We start from the raw sequence: 15,922 nt of genomic DNA, 5'->3' as shown, positions 1-15,922 counted from the left end.
CGCACAGCGAAGGTATGTCTGCGCGGGGCTCGATCTCAGCCTTTGGAAGATTTGCCGGAGGATTTGAACGGCGCCATTCCTGCGCGTGCCAGCTCGTCCGCGCGCTCGTTTTCCGGATGGCCCGCATGGCCCTTGACCCACTCCCAGGTGACGTCATGGCGAGATTGTGCGGCGTCCAGACGTTGCCAAAGCTCTACGTTCTTGACGGGCTTTTTCGCCGATGTCTTCCAGCCGTTCTTTTTCCAGCCAAAGATCCAGCCTGTGACGCCGTTCTTCACATAGGCGGAGTCCGTCACCACGGTGATCTTTGAGGGGCGTGCAAGGCTCTCGAGCGCATGAATCGCGGCCAGAAGCTCCATCCGGTTGTTGGTCGTCTCTTTTTCGCCGCCCTTCAGTTCGCGCTCCTTCAGGACGGTCTCCCCGTCCATGGCACGCAAGAGGGCGCCCCAGCCACCGGGGCCGGGATTACCGGAGCAGGCTCCGTCGGTATAGGCAAACAAATCAGGCATGGGCGGTCAGTACGACAAAGGTCTCGCGGGCGCCAGCCAATCCTTTGCCATTGGCACAGCGGGCGCCAAGAACCTCAAAGCCTGCCTCGGCGAGCAGGGCGCGCAGCGCGTCTTCGCTGTAGTAGGTGTAAAACCGCCCCAATGTGTCGCGTCTCTCACCAGTGCCAAGTTTCATCCCAAGCGCCAGCATGCCGCCCGGTTTGAGCGCACGATGCAGCCGCAAGAGATGCCCGGGGAAATCCGTACGCGGGGCGTGGAGCAGGCTGAAGAAGGCCCAGATCCCGTCATAGCGGGCGGTTGTATCAATGTCCTCGAACGTGGCGACAGTCACGTCGATGCCATAGGTGTCCTTTGCATATCTGGCCATTTCGGGCGAGGCATCCATGGCCGTGACGTGGTAGCCTTCATCGCGAAACCGCGCCGCCCAATGCCCGGGCCCACACCCAAGGTCTAGCACCGTGCCACCATCGGGCAGACCGGCCACAAAGGTCGCATAATCGCGATCGTGAACGGTGTCCTTGGTGCGGGCAAATCCCTTGGCGTAGTCTTCTGCGGCCTTTGCATAGACCGCCATGGTTTGCTTGTCGCTCATAGGAAGACGCCGATGCTGAGGCTCAGGACCACAATAGCGGTGAGCAGCACGCGGAGTCGAACCCACCACGCGGGCGTCAGGCGCCACAGGCTGAACATCATGTCCAAGAGCAACAGGCCGAGGAAGCCCCAGATCAGGTTGAGCCCCGCGCTGACGGGGCCGCCGCCGGTCATAAAGAAGGCCCAGAGCGCCGGGATCACCGAAAGCGCGTAGCAGGCCGCCGATTGCAGGCGGCCAGAGGCACGCGTGGCATACCCCCAGAGCACACCGGACATGAAGCTTAGGATCACCGAGCCGTAAAACAGCTGCACATAGGGACCGACAAAGCGTGGGCCAAGCGCGCTGATCCCCCACGACTGCAATGCAGGCACCAGCAGCGTCAGGGCGCCCCACACAAAAGGAATGAGGCCAGCGAGGCCAAGCGCGAGCGGCGCTGCGGGAATGCCGCGAAACATCAGCTGCGCTCCATTGCCAAGCGCAGCGCGAGAGCTGCAAAGATGGCGGCAAAGCTGCGATTGAGCCATGTCACTACGCGCTCGGAGCCAAGAATGAGGCTGCGGGCCTGCGCGGCAAAAAGACCGTAGAGCGCAAAGACGGCAAAGGTCATCGCCATGAAGATCCCACCAAGTGCGACCATTTCCTGCGTGGCGGTGGCTGTATTGCCGGAGAGGAACGGCGGCAGCAGTGCCAGAAAGAAGATCGAGAGCTTGGGATTCAGAATGTTGATCAGGGCGCCACGTTTGGCGATCGTAATCCCCGGCTGTGAGGCAGGCTGTGCCGCAGAGACCGAGAGCGCGCCATCGGATTTCAGCATCTGCCAAGCGAGGTAGAGCAAGTAGAGAACACCTGCGATCTTGATGCCTTGGAACAGCACGGCCGAGGAATGCAGCACCGCCGCAAGCCCCAGTGTGGCGGCCATCAGATGCGGCAGGATACCGAAAGTACAGCCTACTGCGGCCCAGAGGGCGGCCCGGCGTCCGCGCCCCAGACCCAAAGCCAGAGTGTAGATCACACCGGTACCCGGCGCGAGGACCACGACAAATGCGGTCAGGAGAAATTGCAGGGAAATCAAAGCAGCTGTTCCTCTGAAAACGACGTGTGACGCCCTAGGTGCGTGTCTTTCAAGGTAGCCACGCGTGGTAAAGTTGCAAGCGCCCTTCGCGCCCCGAGAGTGGCGCATTGCCAGCTTGGTCTCAGGGCTCGGAAGTAGGTCTTGCTTGGAGCTTGAGGTGGCCTCAGGCCGTGCGCAGGACACGCGGCACTTTGAACTCCACCCGCTCCACGGCGGTCTCAACCAGCTCCACCGTCACCTCATAGCGGTCGCGAAAGGCGTCGATCACCTCGTTCACCAATAGCTCGGGCGCAGAGGCGCCCGCAGTGATGGCGATGCTGTGGATGCCCTCCAGCGCGCGCCAGTCGATGTTTTCGGCCCGCTGTACCAGCTGCGCATAGCTGCAGCCATTCTTGGCCCCGACCTCGACCAGTCGGCGCGAGTTCGACGAGTTCGGCGCACCGACCACCAAGAGTGCGTCTGCTTTGGGGGCCACTTCTTTCACGGCTTCTTGCCGATTGGTGGTGGCGTAGCAGATGTCTTCCTTGTGGGGGCCGACGATGGCCGGGAAACGCGCTTGCAGCGCCGCCACGATGTCTTTGGTGTCATCCACCGAGAGGGTGGTCTGAGTGACAAAGGCGAGCCGTTCAGGGTCTCGGACCTCCACCTGGGCCACATCCTCGACGGTTTCGACCAGCAAGACCTCTCCTTCGGGCAGCTGACCCATGGTGCCAACCGTCTCCGGGTGCCCTTTGTGACCGATCATGATCATTTGAAGCCCGGCTTCGGCGTGGCGCTGGGCCTCGATATGAACCTTTGAGACAAGCGGGCAGGTGGCGTCGACATAGACCATCTGGCGCGCCTCGGCGGCGGCCGGCACGGATTTCGGCACGCCATGGGCAGAGAAAATCACCGGCCGGTCGTCCGGGCATTCCTCCAGTTCCTCGACAAAGACCGCGCCCTTGTCCCGCAGCCCGTCGACCACAAACTTGTTGTGAACGATCTCATGGCGCACATAGACCGGAGCGCCCCATTTCTCGAGCGCCATCTCCACGATCTTGATGGCCCGGTCGACACCTGCGCAAAAGCCACGCGGAGCTGCAAGATAGAGGGTGAGGGGTGGTTTGGCGGCCATGGGCGCGGGTCTCCGCAAATCAGATGTGAGCGTCTTGGATCAGAGGTAAGCCTTGCACCGTTCAAGGTCCAGTGCCGGTCGGGCAGGGCTGCAAAAGAAAACCCCCGCCGCAGTATCTGCACCGGGGGTTTCTCGATGATCAGGTGAACGTCGCGCAGAAGCGCAGCGATCAATCCTCGGCCGGAACCGCGCGGGGTTCGCTCGGGACTTCGCGAGGGGGGCGGCCAATGACATCGCGCAGCTCTTCAAGCTCGATGAAATTGTCGGCCTGTCGGCGCAACTCGTCCGAAATCATTGGTGGCTGGCTGCGGATCGTCGAAACGACCGACACGCGCACACCCTGACGCTGCAGGCTGGCGATCAGCGGACGGAAGTCCCCGTCGCCCGAGAACAGCACGATATGATCGACGCGCGGCGCAAGCTCCATCGCATCAACCGTGAGTTCGATGTCCATGTTGCCCTTCACCTTCCGACGGCCCATGCTGTCGGTATATTCCTTGGCAGGTTTGGTCACCATGGAAAATCCATTGTAATGCAACCAATCTACAAGGGGGCGAATCGGGGAGTATTCGTCGTTTTCAAGCAGCGCCGTGTAATAGAAAGCCCGTACAAGTTTGCCGCGACGCATGAATTCCTGACGCAGAAGCTTGTAGTCGATGTCAAATCCCAATGCCTTGGCGGAGGCATATAAATTCGAGCCATCTATGAACAGCGCAAGCCGTTCGTCTTTGTAAAACATTAAATGTGTCCTTCTGGTGTCGCGGGCCAAAGTTCCGTGAGTGAGTTAAATAAATCTCCGGCGCCGCGGGTGGACTTAATTTAGGTTATTTGGCACTCCCCGCAAGGGTTAGGTCTTATGGAATTGGGGACAATCATGGCCGAAAACCGGTCAACTTATCTTGTGGCTATGGGAAGTAACCTCGAGGATGAGGGTACTATACCATTAGAAATCCTGCAAATGTGCCTTGCGGAGTTCTCGGGCGAAGGTTTCGACCTTGTGGCTGTTTCTCGTTTCTATGCAACGCCTTGCTTTCCAGCGGGCGCCGGGCCTGATTATGTGAATGCGGCAATTGTATTGCGCGGCGCTTTTTCTGCGGACGAGACATTGCGCAGACTTCACAAAATCGAGACCAAGTTTCACCGCAGAAGGCAACAGCGCTGGGGCATGCGGACACTTGATCTAGATCTTTTGGCTGTGGATCAGGAAATTGCGCCCGATATTCAGACGTTTAACCATTGGCACTCGCTGCCTCAAAGCGAGCAGAGGACGAAAGCACCCGAGCATTTGATTCTGCCGCACCCGCGTGTGCAGGACCGTGCGTTTGTGCTTGTGCCGCTTCGGGATATTGCTCCAGACTGGGTGCATCCGGTTTTCAAGCTGAGCGTCCGGGAGATGCTGAAACGATGTCCGGCCTCTGATGTGGCCGAGGTGCGCGCCCTCTGAGAGAGGGGCGTTTTGTAGCATTCGTGCAATTGTGATCGTCTCCGACTTGTCAAGTCCCGTGATTCATCCTAGAAGCACCCCCTCTGGACCCAGAACTGTATTGGAGAGTCGCCCATGGCCCGCGTGACGGTCGAAGACTGCGTTGACAAGGTTCCCAACCGATTTGAGCTGGTGATGCTGGCCGCACATCGTGCGCGTGAGATCTCTGCCGGTGCCGAACTCACCGTGGACCGTGACAACGACAAAAACCCGGTCGTCTCCCTGCGCGAGATTGCCGAGGAAACGCAAAGCGCCGATGCCCTGCGCGAGCGCCTGATCGAGAGCAACCAGTCTCAGATCGAGGTGGACGAGCCGGAAGAAGATTCCATGGCTCTCTTGATGGGTGGCGAAGCGGACAAGCCACAAGAAGACGACATGAGCGAAGAAAAGCTCCTGCGCGCCTTGATGGAGGCCCAGGGTCAGGGCTGATCCGGGCTGCTTGAAACAAGAGAGGTTGCGGACCGGCAATGACATCTGCTGATGACCTGATTTCCCTGGTCCGCGACTACAACCCTAAAACGAATGAGCAGCGCCTGCGCGACGCCTACGCCTTTGGCGAGGAAATGCATGACGGGCAGTTTCGCCATTCCGGGGAACCCTATTTCACACACCCTGTCGCAGTCGCCGCAATCCTGACCGAACAGCGGCTAGATGATGCGACCATCATCACGGCCCTGCTGCACGACACGATCGAGGACACCAAGGCCTCTTACGAGGAAGTGTCGTTGCGTTTTGGCGAAGAAGTGGCGATGCTGGTCGATGGTGTCACGAAGCTGACGAACCTGCAGCTCTCGTCGCGCGAAACCAAACAGGCGGAGAACTTTCGCAAGCTGTTTATGGCGATGTCGAAGGATCTCCGGGTCATTCTCGTCAAGCTGGCCGACCGACTGCACAACATGCGCACCATTCGTGCCATGCGCCCGGAAAAACAGGCGCAAAAAGCCCGCGAAACCATGGACATCTACGCCCCCCTCGCGGGGCGGATGGGGATGCAGTGGATGCGCGAGGAACTGGAAGACCTGGCCTTCAAGGTGCTGAACCCCGAAGGTCGCCAGTCGATTATCCGCCGCTTTGTGACCCTGCAGCGCGAGACCGGGGACGTGATCCATCGGATTACCGGCGACATGAGGCTGGAGTTGGAGAAGGCGGGCGTTGAGGCGGAAGTCTTTGGCCGTGCAAAGAAACCCTATTCGATCTGGCGCAAGATGCAGGAAAAGGATCAGGGGTTCTCGCGTCTCTCGGACATTTACGGCTTTCGCGTGATCACGCGCTCCGAAGAGGACTGCTATCGCACGCTTGGCACGATCCACCAGCGCTGGCGGGCGGTGCCGGGGCGGTTCAAGGATTATATCAGCCAGCCCAAATCCAACGGCTATCGCTCGATCCACACCACGGTGTCGGGACGCGACGGCAAGCGGGTCGAGGTGCAGATCCGCACCCGGCAGATGCATGATGTTGCGGAATCGGGTGTGGCGGCGCATTGGTCCTATCGCGATGGTGTGCGCACCGAGAACCCCTTTGCCGTTGATCCCGCCAAGTGGATCGCCTCGCTCACTGAACAGTTTGATGGTGAGGACGATCACGACGAATTCCTCGAAGCGGTGAAGCTCGAGATGTATTCGGATCAGGTGTTCTGCTTCACGCCCAAGGGCGACGTGATCAAGCTGCCCAAGGGTGCCACACCGATTGATTTTGCCTATGCGATCCACACGCGTATCGGCCACGCCTGTGTCGGCGCCAAGGTAGACGGCATCCGGGTGCCGCTCTGGACCCGGCTCAGAAATGGTCAGTCGGTGGAAGTGATCACCGCCGAAGGCCAGACTCCGCAGGTCAGCTGGCTGGAAATTGCCACCACTGGCAAGGCGCGCACGGCTATTCGCCGGGCCCTACGGGAGGCGGACCGGGAACGGTTTGTAAAACTCGGCCATGAGCTGGCGCGTTCCGCGTTTGAGCACATGAACAAGAAGGCCACCGACAAGGCGCTGGAAACTGCGGCCCGCGCGTTGCGGGTCAGTGATGTGACCGAATTGCTGGCGCGCCTTGGAGCTGCCGTGATCACCGCGCATGACGTGGTGCAGGCCGTCTACCCGGAGCTTACTGACAAGGACGGCGAGGAAGTCTCGCCCCGGCGCGCTGTGATCGGCCTGGAACCGGGCCAGAAGTTCGAACGCGCTTCCTGCTGCGAGCCGCTGCCGGGAGAGCGTATCATCGGGATCACTTCGCGTGGGCAGGGTGTCGTGGTACACTCGGCGGACTGTGACCGGCTCGGAGAGTTCGAGGACCAGATGGACCGGTGGGTCGATGTGCATTGGCACTCGGGCACCCATCCCGCTGTCTATGGCGTCACACTTGAATTGACGATCGGGAACGACGCAGGCGTTCTGGGGCGCATCTGTACGTTGATCGGCGAAAAGAAAGCCAACATTTCGAACCTTGAATTCAAGGATCGGAAACCTGACTTTTACCGCTTGATGATCAATGTGGAGCTGCGCGATGTGGAGCAGCTGCATTCGCTGATACTGATGTTGGAAGCTGAAAGCGACGTCGCCGCGGTCGCGCGCTACCGGGAAACGCCTGGAACGCAAGCCCGCACGATCTAGCCTCGTTAGACGAAGAATAGGGACGATTCTTTGGTATTCAGGCGCCGAGACAGACGCCCGCCGCTACGGGCGGCTGCGGAGTTTCTCTGGCCTCGCGGGGGCTGGGGGAGGGCGTTTTTGTACGTCAAGCATCGGATCCGGCGCTTGCCTGACCATCCAGAACGCATCGCGCGCGGCATCTGGGCCGGGCTTTTCACCACTTTTACGCCCTTTTACGGGGTTCACTTCATCGTTGCGGCCACCATTGCGCGGGTGATGAACGGCAATATGCTTGCCGCACTCTCGGCGACGTTTTTTGGCAATCCGCTGACCTATGTGCCCATTGGGGTGATCTCGCTTCAGACTGGGCATTGGTTGTTGGGCAGCCAACCGGTGGCAGAGGTCGATGACACGCTTGCGGACAAGTTTCTCGCGGCGGGGTGGGATCTTTGGTACAACGTCTATGCGGTGGCGACCGGGACACCGGTGGACTGGACCGGGCTCAAGGTCTTTTATGACGAGGTCTTTTATCCCTACATGATCGGCGGCATCATTCCGGGGATAATTGTGGCCACGGTGGGGTATATGCTCTCGGTGCCGTTGATCCGCACCTATCAGCAGCGCCGCCGTCGCAAGATCAAGGCGAAGTTCGACGCCATCAAGAAGCGGGCCGAGCTGGAGGCTGTGAACAGTCCGCACCCGCCGCGTGGCACCCAACCTCCAAGCCGCACCCCCAAGATCGGGCGCACGGAGTAGCCCCCCCTGATACCGAGGCCGAGATGGCGGAGAATTGTATCACTTCGCCCCTTGTGCCTTGCCTCTTTGGCCTTCACCGCTAGGGTCTGCTGCAACAGACACCCACCAAAGAGACCCTCTCATGTCTACCAACACTCTGCGCCTTGGCGTCAATATCGACCATGTCGCGACCGTGAGAAACGCGCGTGGCGGTGCCTATCCAGACCCGATCCGCGCGGCGAAATTGGCCGAAGAGGCCGGAGCCGATGGCATCACGGCGCATCTGCGCGAAGACCGCCGCCACATCGTTGATGCGGACATCGACGGCCTGATGGCTGCGCTGACGGTGCCGCTCAATTTTGAGATGGCCGCAACCGAGGAAATGCAAAAGATTGCTCTGCGTCACAAACCGCATGCGGTCTGCATCGTGCCGGAAAAGCGCGAGGAACGCACAACCGAAGGCGGGCTTGATGTGGTGCGCGACGAAAGCCGGCTGGCCGCCTATATTGCTCCGCTGCGAGAGGCCGGAAGCCGGGTTTCTATTTTCATCGCTGCGGATCAGAAACAGATCGAAGCCGCCCATCGCATCGGTGCCGAGGTGATCGAGCTGCACACCGGAGCCTATTGCGACCACCACGCCGAGGGCGATTTTGCTGCCCGCGACGCTGAGTTGGCAGCGCTTGGCGAGATGGCCACCTACGCACATTCCTTGGGGCTTGAAGTTCACGCGGGGCATGGCCTCACCTATGAGACGGTTGCCCCTATCGCCGCCTTTCCCGAGGTGCGGGAGCTCAACATCGGGCACTTTCTGATCGGCGAGGCGATTTTTCGCGGCCTTTCTCCCGCTATTGGTGAAATGCGCCGCCTGATGGATGCGGCACGCTCTGGAGCTGACGCGTGAAACTGGGTCGATTTGCCATTGTCTACCTCGGGATCATGGTTGCTCTGATGGTTCTGATCTTGTTGGTGCAGGCGATTTTTCGCTTTGACATCTCGAATGCCGGGATGGCGATCATTCCGGCCATGGGGGCCGCGATGGTCGAGGGGCAAGCCTTTGCCAAGGCGCAGGAGCGCATGCCCGAGCCTGCCGAGATGTGGGGCTTTGCCCGGCGCGCAGGGATTGTGATCCTGGGTCTGACGCTGCTGTCCACCGCCGCCTTCAGTATTGCGGTGCCAGAGATCAAACACATTCTTTCCCAACCTCAGGGCACCATATTCTTGCTGGTTGCGGTGCTGTTTCAGGCGATGATCTCCTTTCTGCTGGTCCGGTTCTTCTTGGCGACCGGCGCAAAGTCCATGCTGCGGGCACAGAAACGCCCATGAGCAGAGCAATCTGAGGGAAAGACCAAATGATTCTCGGCATCGGTACGGATCTGGCAAATATCGAACGCATCCAAGGCGTGTTGGATCGGTTTGGCGATCGGTTTCGCAATCGGGTTTTTACCGATGTCGAACAGGCGAAATCCGAGCGTCGCCTCGATGTGGCAGGCACCTACGCAAAGCGCTGGGCTGCCAAGGAGGCCTGCTCCAAGGCGCTTGGGACCGGCCTGCGCATGGGGATCGCGTGGAAGGACATGTCGGTTTCCAACCTCTCGACCGGGCAGCCGGTGATGCACGTAACCGGTTGGGCCAAGGCGCGGCTGGATGAGATGACGCCGCCGGGGCATGAGGCGGTGATCCATGTGACCCTCACCGATGATCACCCCTGGGCCCAGGCAGTCGTGATGATCGAAGCACGTCCGATCTTGCCCGACGTCCAGACAGCACAGACGACATAAGCCTTCTGAGCACGGCCTCCCGGCTGCAGGGAACAGCGTGCCTGCACCGCGCCACAAACGCGCGCTCTGATCGCCACCGCTTGACTTGCGGCGGACAGCCCCGCATGTAGCCCCGGAGCAGTCCACTAATGACCGGAGAGCCTGATGGCGTCGAAAACCAAAAGCGGGAACTCAATCGTCGAGACGATCAAGACCATTGTCTACGCCCTGTTGATTGCCGGTGTCTTCCGCACCCTGTTCTTTCAACCGTTCTGGATTCCGTCTGGCTCGATGAAGGAGACGCTGCTGATCGGAGATTTCCTCTTCGTCAACAAGATGGTCTATGGCTATTCCTACGCCTCCTGCCCGAATATCCGCCTGAACTCTATCGGGATCAATATCGACGCCAAGGACATCTGCGGCTTTGTAGACGGGGACAACACCCGTATTTTCGGGGGTGAGCCAGAGCGTGGCGACGTTGTCGTATTCCGTCATCCTGTAAATGGAACCGACTACATCAAGCGCCTTGTGGGGCTCCCGGGTGACAAATTGCAGATGAGAGATGGCGTGCTGCACATCAATGGCGCGGCAGTTGGTCTGATGGATGATGGCGAGTTCGAAGAAGCAATGGAGCGCCAGGGGCCTCAGGGCAGGTTCCCGCGCTGTGAAAACGACCCCGTTGGTCAGGGCGGCGTCTGCAAGAAATCGCGTCAGATCGAGACGCTTCCGGGCGGCACCTCGCATGCGATCATCAACATCGGGAATCAGGCCAGCGACCACACCAAGGTCTATCATGTGCCAGACGGTCATTTCTTCTTTATGGGGGATAACCGTGACAACTCCACCGACAGCCGGGTGTCCAAGGCAGTGGGCGGTGTTGGCTACGTCCCCTTCGAGAATCTGATCGGGCGTGCAGATCGCATCATGTTCTCTTCGGCGGGGCGCTCGATGCTGTTCTTCTGGACCTGGCGCGGGGATCGCTTCTTTAAGGGCATCACCTGACAACGGACCCTATCGGGATCATCCATGTCGGCCGTAGGTCTTTTGCATCTGCGGCCGTTTTGCTGCGCGCAATATCAAGAGTTGCGATTGGCGCAAGGCCGATGGTCGCGCAGAGTGCTTTCCTCTGGCGCCGTGCTGGGATATGGAACGAAGCCACCGGGGCGATTGTGCCCTCAAATTGTGCCCTCAAGCTGTTCAAAGGACCACACGTGAAGCTATCTCGGGATATCCTCGCCTTTCAGGCAAGGCTGGGGCATGAATTTTCCAGCCCGGAGCTGTTGATCCGCGCGCTGACGCATCCGTCGGTGTCGTCTCCCAATCGGCAGGATAATCAGCGGCTGGAGTTTCTCGGGGATCGTGTGTTGGGTCTTGTCATGGCGACGGCGCTTTTGGAACACGACAAGGATGCCACCGAAGGCCAGCTGGCTCCGCGTTTCAACGCGCTGGTGCGCAAGGAAACCTGCGCCGATGTAGCCCGGCAAATCGATCTGGGTGCGGTGCTGAAACTGGGGCGTTCGGAAATGCTCTCTGGCGGGCGGCGCAAGCAGGCCCTGTTGGGCGACGCGATGGAGGCGGTGATCGCCGCAGTTTACCGCGATGCAGGCTTCGAGGCCGCTCAAAGCGTGATCCTTCGCCTCTGGGGGAAACGTGTGGGCACCGTCGAAGAAGACGCCCGCGACCCCAAAACCGCCCTTCAGGAATTTGTGCAGGCGCGACGTCAACCGCCGCCTGCCTATGTATTGGTTGCCCGCAAGGGGCCAGATCACGAACCTATCTTTACCATCGCCGCCCGCCTTGAAGACGGCACCGAGGAGCAGGCCACCGCAGGCTCCAAACGCCTCGCCGAACAGGCGGCCGCCAAGGCCCTCCTGGCCAAACTGGAGCAACAGACATGACCACACGCGCAGGCTTTATCGCCCTCATAGGCGAGCCAAACGCCGGGAAATCCACGCTGCTCAACCGGATGGTCGGCGCCAAAGTCTCGATCGTGACCCACAAGGTTCAAACCACCCGGGCGCGCATTCGCGGTGTTGCCATGGAAGGCGACAGCCAGCTTGTTTTTGTCGACACGCCGGGCCTGTTTCAGCCGCGCCGCCGGCTCGACCGTGCGATGGTGGCAGCAGCCTGGGGCGGGGCTGCGGATGCAGATGTGATCGTGATGCTCATCGAAGCCCACCGCGGCGTGACCGAGGGCGTCGAGCGCATCCTGGAAAACCTTGGAGAGGTAGCCGAGGGACGGCGCGTGGCGCTGGCGATCAACAAGATCGACAAGGTGCAATCCGATGTGCTGCTCGGTCTGACCAAGGATCTCAACGACCGCTTCCCCTTCGCAGAGACCTTCATGATCTCGGCCGAAAAAGGCTATGGGACCGAGGATCTGCGGCAGTGGCTTGCTGCCGAAGTGCCGGAAGGCCCGTGGCTCTATCCCGAAGACCAGATCGCCGACCTGCCGCTGCGCATGATCGCTGCCGAAATGACCCGCGAAAAGCTCACCCTGCGTCTGCACCAGGAACTGCCCTACCAGCTCACGGTGGAGACCGAGAAATGGGAAGAGCGCAAGGACGGCTCCGCGCGCATCGACCAGGTCGTCTATGTGGTGCGCGATGGCCACAAGGGCATCGTGCTCGGCAAACGTGGCGAGACCATCAAGGCTGTTGGTCAGGCGGCACGCGCCGAGCTTGAGGAATTCCTGGATCGCAAGATCCATCTTTTCCTGCAGGTTAAGGTGCGCCCCAACTGGCTTGAAGAATCCGAGCGGTACTCGGAAATGGGCCTTGAGTTCAAAGACGGCAACTAACCCGTCGAGCCGCTCTCTTTCCCTTCTTGTAAATACCCCCGCTGGAGGCACCCGCCCGTGCCTCTGGAGCAAAGGTTTGCTTTTCTTGCACGCGCTCTGCATCTATCCCTGAAGCAAAGAACTCTCCCGCATCCGGAGGGCCGTGCAATCGCCAAGGAGCTTCCATGTCCCGTCTCACAGCGCGTTTTTGGGTCGATGCCTACCTGGCCCGTCTGCGGTTTCAGGACATACCGGCCTTTGTCACAGCCCATGGGGACGATACTGCGGGCGCAGTTCTGGTGAAGCTCAACACGCTGGACGGGCAGGCGCGCGCCTACCAGCGCAGCTTTGATCTGATGACCGGCGATCGCAAATGGGTCGAACTGGTCGCGGGCGCAGACGGCGAGGTCGAGGCCTCCATTGCCAAGCAACGCCAATTCGACAGCGACCTATGGGTGATCGAGGTGGAGGACCGCCAGGGGCGACACCTGTTGGACGAGCCGGGGCTGGACTAGAGAATGGACTGGCGCGATCAAGGCATATTGCTCACGGTGCGCCGCCATGGCGAATCCTCGGCGTTGATCGAAGTCTTCACCGAAGATCACGGGTTGCATGCGGGCCTCGTGCGTGGAGGCGCCAGCCGTAAGATGGCGCCGCATTTGCAACCCGGCGCGCAGCTGGACCTCACATGGTCAGCGCGTCTCGAAGACCACTTGGGCACCTACAAGGCCGAACCGTTGCGCAGCCGCGCGGCGATGGCACTGTCGGGACGTCTCGCGCTTGCAGGCCTCAATGCGGTTTGTGCGCTGTTGGCCTTTGCCCTGCCGGATCGCGCACCCTATCCCGCGCTCTATCATCGCAGCTCCGCGCTTCTGGACCTTCTGGACAGCGAAGATCTCTGGCCTTTGGCCTATCTGAGATGGGAACTCTCACTGCTCGAAGATCTGGGCTACGGGCTCGATCTTTCCGCCTGCGCCGCTACGGGCGTGACACAGGATCTGAGATATGTCTCGCCCAAAACCGGGCGCGCGGTCTCCGGCGCGGCAGCTGGCGAATGGGCCGACCGGCTGCTGCCCTTGCCCCCCGTGATGCGGGGCGAGGGGGCAGCCGAAGACATCGAGATCCTGACCGCACTCAGAACCACGGGATTTTTCCTTGAATCAAAGCTTGCGCCTGCTTTGGGAAATCGTCCCATCCCGGAGGCGCGCGGCCGGTTTCTGGATGCGCTGGCCCGTCGCGTTTAGCGATATGCACTCCAACGTCCCGCGCAATCAGACCATTCTTCACCCGCGTCATAAGCATGATACATCGGACCTTGAGAACGCTCTTGAAGCGCGGCCAGTTGAATGTGGCCACGCCCCAGCCAGTGTGATCGCAAGGAGCATAGGAATATGGTTGAGAAGAGCCTGATTGACCTTTCGTGGGACGATTTTGACGAGCATCGCAGCCCGCGTCCCGACCAGAATCAGTTTGATGCTGTGGTGGAGCGCGCCGTCTCCCGCCGGGGTTTTCTCGGGGGCGCATTGGCCTTTGGATCTGGGGCTGCTGTTTTTGGCGCAGGCCTGATGTCGTCCACGACTGCATCGCGGGCACACGCGCACGCAAAATTTGCCTTCACGCCCATCGGCATTGCCACGGATCATGCGGTTCATGTTCCCGAAGGCTACAAATCACAGGTGCTTGTGCGCTGGGGGGATGCGCTCTGGTCTGACGCCGAGGGCGCCTATTCTGCCGATACGGGCGTTTCGCTTGCGATGTCCGACAGAGTTTTTGGTGAAAACACCGATGGGATGGAGCTTTTTGAGGTAGACGGTCGCGAGATTCTCGTCGTGAACTCAGAATATGTGAACCCCAAGATCAACCTGCCCGCGTCCTCTGAGGGGGTGCCGCAGAATGCAGATGAGGTGCAACTTCTGAAGAATTTGCAGGGCGTCACAGTGATGGAGATCGCGCGCGGCGCGACAGGGTATCAAGTGGTCAAAGACAGCCCCTACAATCGCCGTATCACGCATGAGACCGAGATGACCCTTGCCGGTCCGCTCGCCGGGGATGAACTGGTCAAGACCGATGCCGACCCTTCGGGGCGCCGGGTCAAAGGCACGATGAACAACTGCGGTTCCGGCAAAACGCTCTGGGGCACCTATCTGACGTGTGAAGAGAACTTCAACGGCTACTTTGGCGCCACCGGCGAGATGCCGGAGGGCGAAGGCTACATTCGCTATGGCATCGGTGGTGAAGGCCGTTATGCCTACGAGAAGTTCGATGATCGCTATGACATCTCCAAGGAGCCCAAAGAGCCGCACCGTCATGGCTTTGTGACGGAGATCAACCCGGCGGATGCGACGTCTGTGCCGGTGAAGCGCACCGCCCTTGGCCGTTTCAAACATGAAAACGCCGAGATGGTGCATGCGGCGGATGGTCGGATCGTTGTCTATATGGGCGACGATGAGCGGGGTGAGTATCTCTATAAATACGTCTCCACGAACACTTGGACCCAGGGGGCGCCGACAGAGGGTCTTTTGGACGATGGTCAGCTTTATGCCGCTAAGTTCAACGATGACCAGACCGGTGAGTGGCTGGCACTGACGCCTGAGGCCACAGGTATGTCGGAGGCAGAGATCCTGTGTTTCACCCGCTTGGCAGCCTCTGCCGTGGGAGCGACCACCATGGATCGCCCCGAATGGGTCGCCTGCAACCCGCTCAAGGCCGAGGGGTATTGCGCCTTGACCAACAACAAGAATCGCGGTGTGAAGCCTAATGCCGGTGGCGACGACACATCTGTGAATGGTCCAAACCCGCGCGAAACCAACAAGTATGGTCAGATCGTGCGCTGGGCCCCGTCGGAGGACAATCACGCCGCCGAAGTCTTTACATGGGATCTCTATGTGATGGCGGGGAATCCAACTGTCTACGACAATGCCTACGCCGGGTCGGCCAATGTCAACGCGGGCAATATGTTCAACTCGCCGGACGGGATGGCCTTCTCATCCGACGGGATGCTTTGGATTCAAACCGATGGCGATGATGACAACGAGGGTGACTTTGCCGGGCAGGGCAACAACCAGATGTTGGTTGGTGACCCCGAGTCGGGTGAGATTGCGCGTTTCATGACCGTGCCCAACGGGGCGGAGGTGACAGGCCTGTGCTGGTCGCTCGACAAGACAGTGGCCTTTGTGGGCGTGCAGCATCCGGGTGGTGCGTGGCCTGATGGCGCGGGCAAGCCGCGGTCGTCGATCGTGGCGGTCTGGCGCGAAGATGGTGCGATGATCGGCTAAGGCCGATCCGTGTATCTGTGGCTGGCC

General features: G+C 60.3%; 19 protein-coding genes. 13 read left to right on the top strand and 6 right to left on the bottom strand.

Annotated elements, in window-relative coordinates; genetic code table 11:
* Positions 1-35: 35 nt before the first annotated feature.
* The 6 genes from rnhA to ACZ1HH_RS12085 form a co-directional block, all read right to left on the bottom strand.
* Positions 36-509: a ribonuclease HI gene (gene rnhA, locus ACZ1HH_RS12110; RefSeq protein ID WP_011539888.1), complete on the bottom strand. Its 474-nt coding sequence runs from the start codon at positions 507-509 to the stop codon at positions 36-38.
* Positions 502-1,101 carry a class I SAM-dependent DNA methyltransferase gene (locus ACZ1HH_RS12105; protein ID WP_472636741.1) on the bottom strand — a complete coding sequence of 200 codons (600 nt, stop codon included), beginning with the start codon at positions 1,099-1,101 and terminating at the stop codon, positions 502-504. The genes rnhA and ACZ1HH_RS12105 overlap by 8 nt, the downstream gene beginning before the upstream one ends.
* Positions 1,098-1,556, bottom strand: coding sequence for a DUF3429 domain-containing protein (locus tag ACZ1HH_RS12100; protein ID WP_011539886.1), 459 nt, complete (start codon positions 1,554-1,556; stop codon positions 1,098-1,100). Before ACZ1HH_RS12100 ends, ACZ1HH_RS12105 begins: the two co-directional genes overlap by 4 nt.
* Entirely contained in the window at positions 1,556-2,173 is a 618-nt protein-coding gene (locus tag ACZ1HH_RS12095; protein WP_011539885.1) for a LysE family translocator, read from the bottom strand. Before ACZ1HH_RS12095 ends, ACZ1HH_RS12100 begins: the two co-directional genes overlap by 1 nt.
* Before the next feature lie 163 nt (positions 2,174-2,336).
* Positions 2,337-3,287 (bottom strand): 4-hydroxy-3-methylbut-2-enyl diphosphate reductase, encoded by a 951-nt coding sequence (ispH, locus tag ACZ1HH_RS12090; protein ID WP_472636740.1) that lies wholly within the window; start codon positions 3,285-3,287, stop codon positions 2,337-2,339.
* Positions 3,288-3,456: 169 nt separating this feature from the next.
* On the bottom strand, positions 3,457-4,026 hold the full coding sequence (locus ACZ1HH_RS12085) for a LabA-like NYN domain-containing protein (RefSeq protein WP_011539883.1): 570 nt from the start codon (positions 4,024-4,026) through the stop codon (positions 3,457-3,459).
* A gap of 135 nt (positions 4,027-4,161) precedes the next feature.
* On the opposite strand from ACZ1HH_RS12085, the gene folK reads away from it, so the two are divergent.
* From folK to ACZ1HH_RS12020, 13 genes are all read left to right on the top strand, one after another.
* Entirely contained in the window at positions 4,162-4,731 is a 570-nt protein-coding gene (gene folK, locus ACZ1HH_RS12080) for a 2-amino-4-hydroxy-6-hydroxymethyldihydropteridine diphosphokinase (RefSeq protein WP_487320290.1), read from the top strand.
* 114 nt (positions 4,732-4,845) lie between these two features.
* Positions 4,846-5,199 (top strand): DNA-directed RNA polymerase subunit omega, encoded by a 354-nt coding sequence (gene rpoZ / locus ACZ1HH_RS12075; RefSeq protein ID WP_005615037.1) that lies wholly within the window; start codon positions 4,846-4,848, stop codon positions 5,197-5,199.
* A 38-nt stretch (positions 5,200-5,237) separates the two neighbouring features.
* Positions 5,238-7,370 (top strand): RelA/SpoT family protein, encoded by a 2,133-nt coding sequence (locus ACZ1HH_RS12070; protein ID WP_011539881.1) that lies wholly within the window; start codon positions 5,238-5,240, stop codon positions 7,368-7,370.
* 30 nt (positions 7,371-7,400) lie between these two features.
* The gene (locus ACZ1HH_RS12065) at positions 7,401-8,105 is read left to right on the top strand and encodes a DUF2062 domain-containing protein (protein WP_472636738.1); all 705 of its coding nucleotides are present in this window, start codon (positions 7,401-7,403) and stop codon (positions 8,103-8,105) included.
* 121 nt (positions 8,106-8,226) lie between these two features.
* Complete coding sequence (locus ACZ1HH_RS12060) at positions 8,227-8,985, top strand: pyridoxine 5'-phosphate synthase (protein ID WP_472636737.1); 759 nt, start codon at positions 8,227-8,229, stop codon at positions 8,983-8,985.
* A complete protein-coding gene (locus tag ACZ1HH_RS12055; protein WP_472636736.1) occupies positions 8,982-9,407 on the top strand; it encodes an ABZJ_00895 family protein in 426 nt (141 codons plus the stop codon). Before ACZ1HH_RS12060 ends, ACZ1HH_RS12055 begins: the two co-directional genes overlap by 4 nt.
* A 26-nt stretch (positions 9,408-9,433) precedes the next feature.
* On the top strand, positions 9,434-9,862 hold the full coding sequence (gene acpS, locus ACZ1HH_RS12050) for a holo-ACP synthase (protein WP_472636735.1): 429 nt from the start codon (positions 9,434-9,436) through the stop codon (positions 9,860-9,862).
* Between the two features lie 144 nt (positions 9,863-10,006).
* Positions 10,007-10,843 carry a signal peptidase I gene (lepB, locus tag ACZ1HH_RS12045; protein ID WP_011539876.1) on the top strand — a complete coding sequence of 279 codons (837 nt, stop codon included), beginning with the start codon at positions 10,007-10,009 and terminating at the stop codon, positions 10,841-10,843.
* A gap of 209 nt (positions 10,844-11,052) precedes the next feature.
* On the top strand, positions 11,053-11,739 hold the full coding sequence (gene rnc, locus ACZ1HH_RS12040) for a ribonuclease III (RefSeq protein ID WP_044027273.1): 687 nt from the start codon (positions 11,053-11,055) through the stop codon (positions 11,737-11,739).
* Complete coding sequence (gene era, locus ACZ1HH_RS12035; RefSeq protein WP_011539874.1) at positions 11,736-12,641, top strand: GTPase Era; 906 nt, start codon at positions 11,736-11,738, stop codon at positions 12,639-12,641. The genes rnc and era overlap by 4 nt, the downstream gene beginning before the upstream one ends.
* Before the next feature lie 164 nt (positions 12,642-12,805).
* The gene (locus tag ACZ1HH_RS12030; RefSeq protein ID WP_416369115.1) at positions 12,806-13,135 is read left to right on the top strand and encodes a DUF1491 family protein; all 330 of its coding nucleotides are present in this window, start codon (positions 12,806-12,808) and stop codon (positions 13,133-13,135) included.
* Positions 13,136-13,138: 3 nt separating this feature from the next.
* Positions 13,139-13,864 (top strand): DNA repair protein RecO, encoded by a 726-nt coding sequence (gene recO / locus ACZ1HH_RS12025; RefSeq protein ID WP_472636734.1) that lies wholly within the window; start codon positions 13,139-13,141, stop codon positions 13,862-13,864.
* A 147-nt stretch (positions 13,865-14,011) separates the two neighbouring features.
* On the top strand, positions 14,012-15,895 hold the full coding sequence (locus ACZ1HH_RS12020; RefSeq protein WP_472636733.1) for a PhoX family protein: 1,884 nt from the start codon (positions 14,012-14,014) through the stop codon (positions 15,893-15,895).
* Positions 15,896-15,922 lie beyond the last annotated feature (27 nt).

It is taken from the genome of Epibacterium sp. HA2-3, from assembly GCF_055693725.2.
Note: the sequence above shows the minus strand (reverse complement) of the source record. Positions and strands in the feature narration are given on the sequence as shown.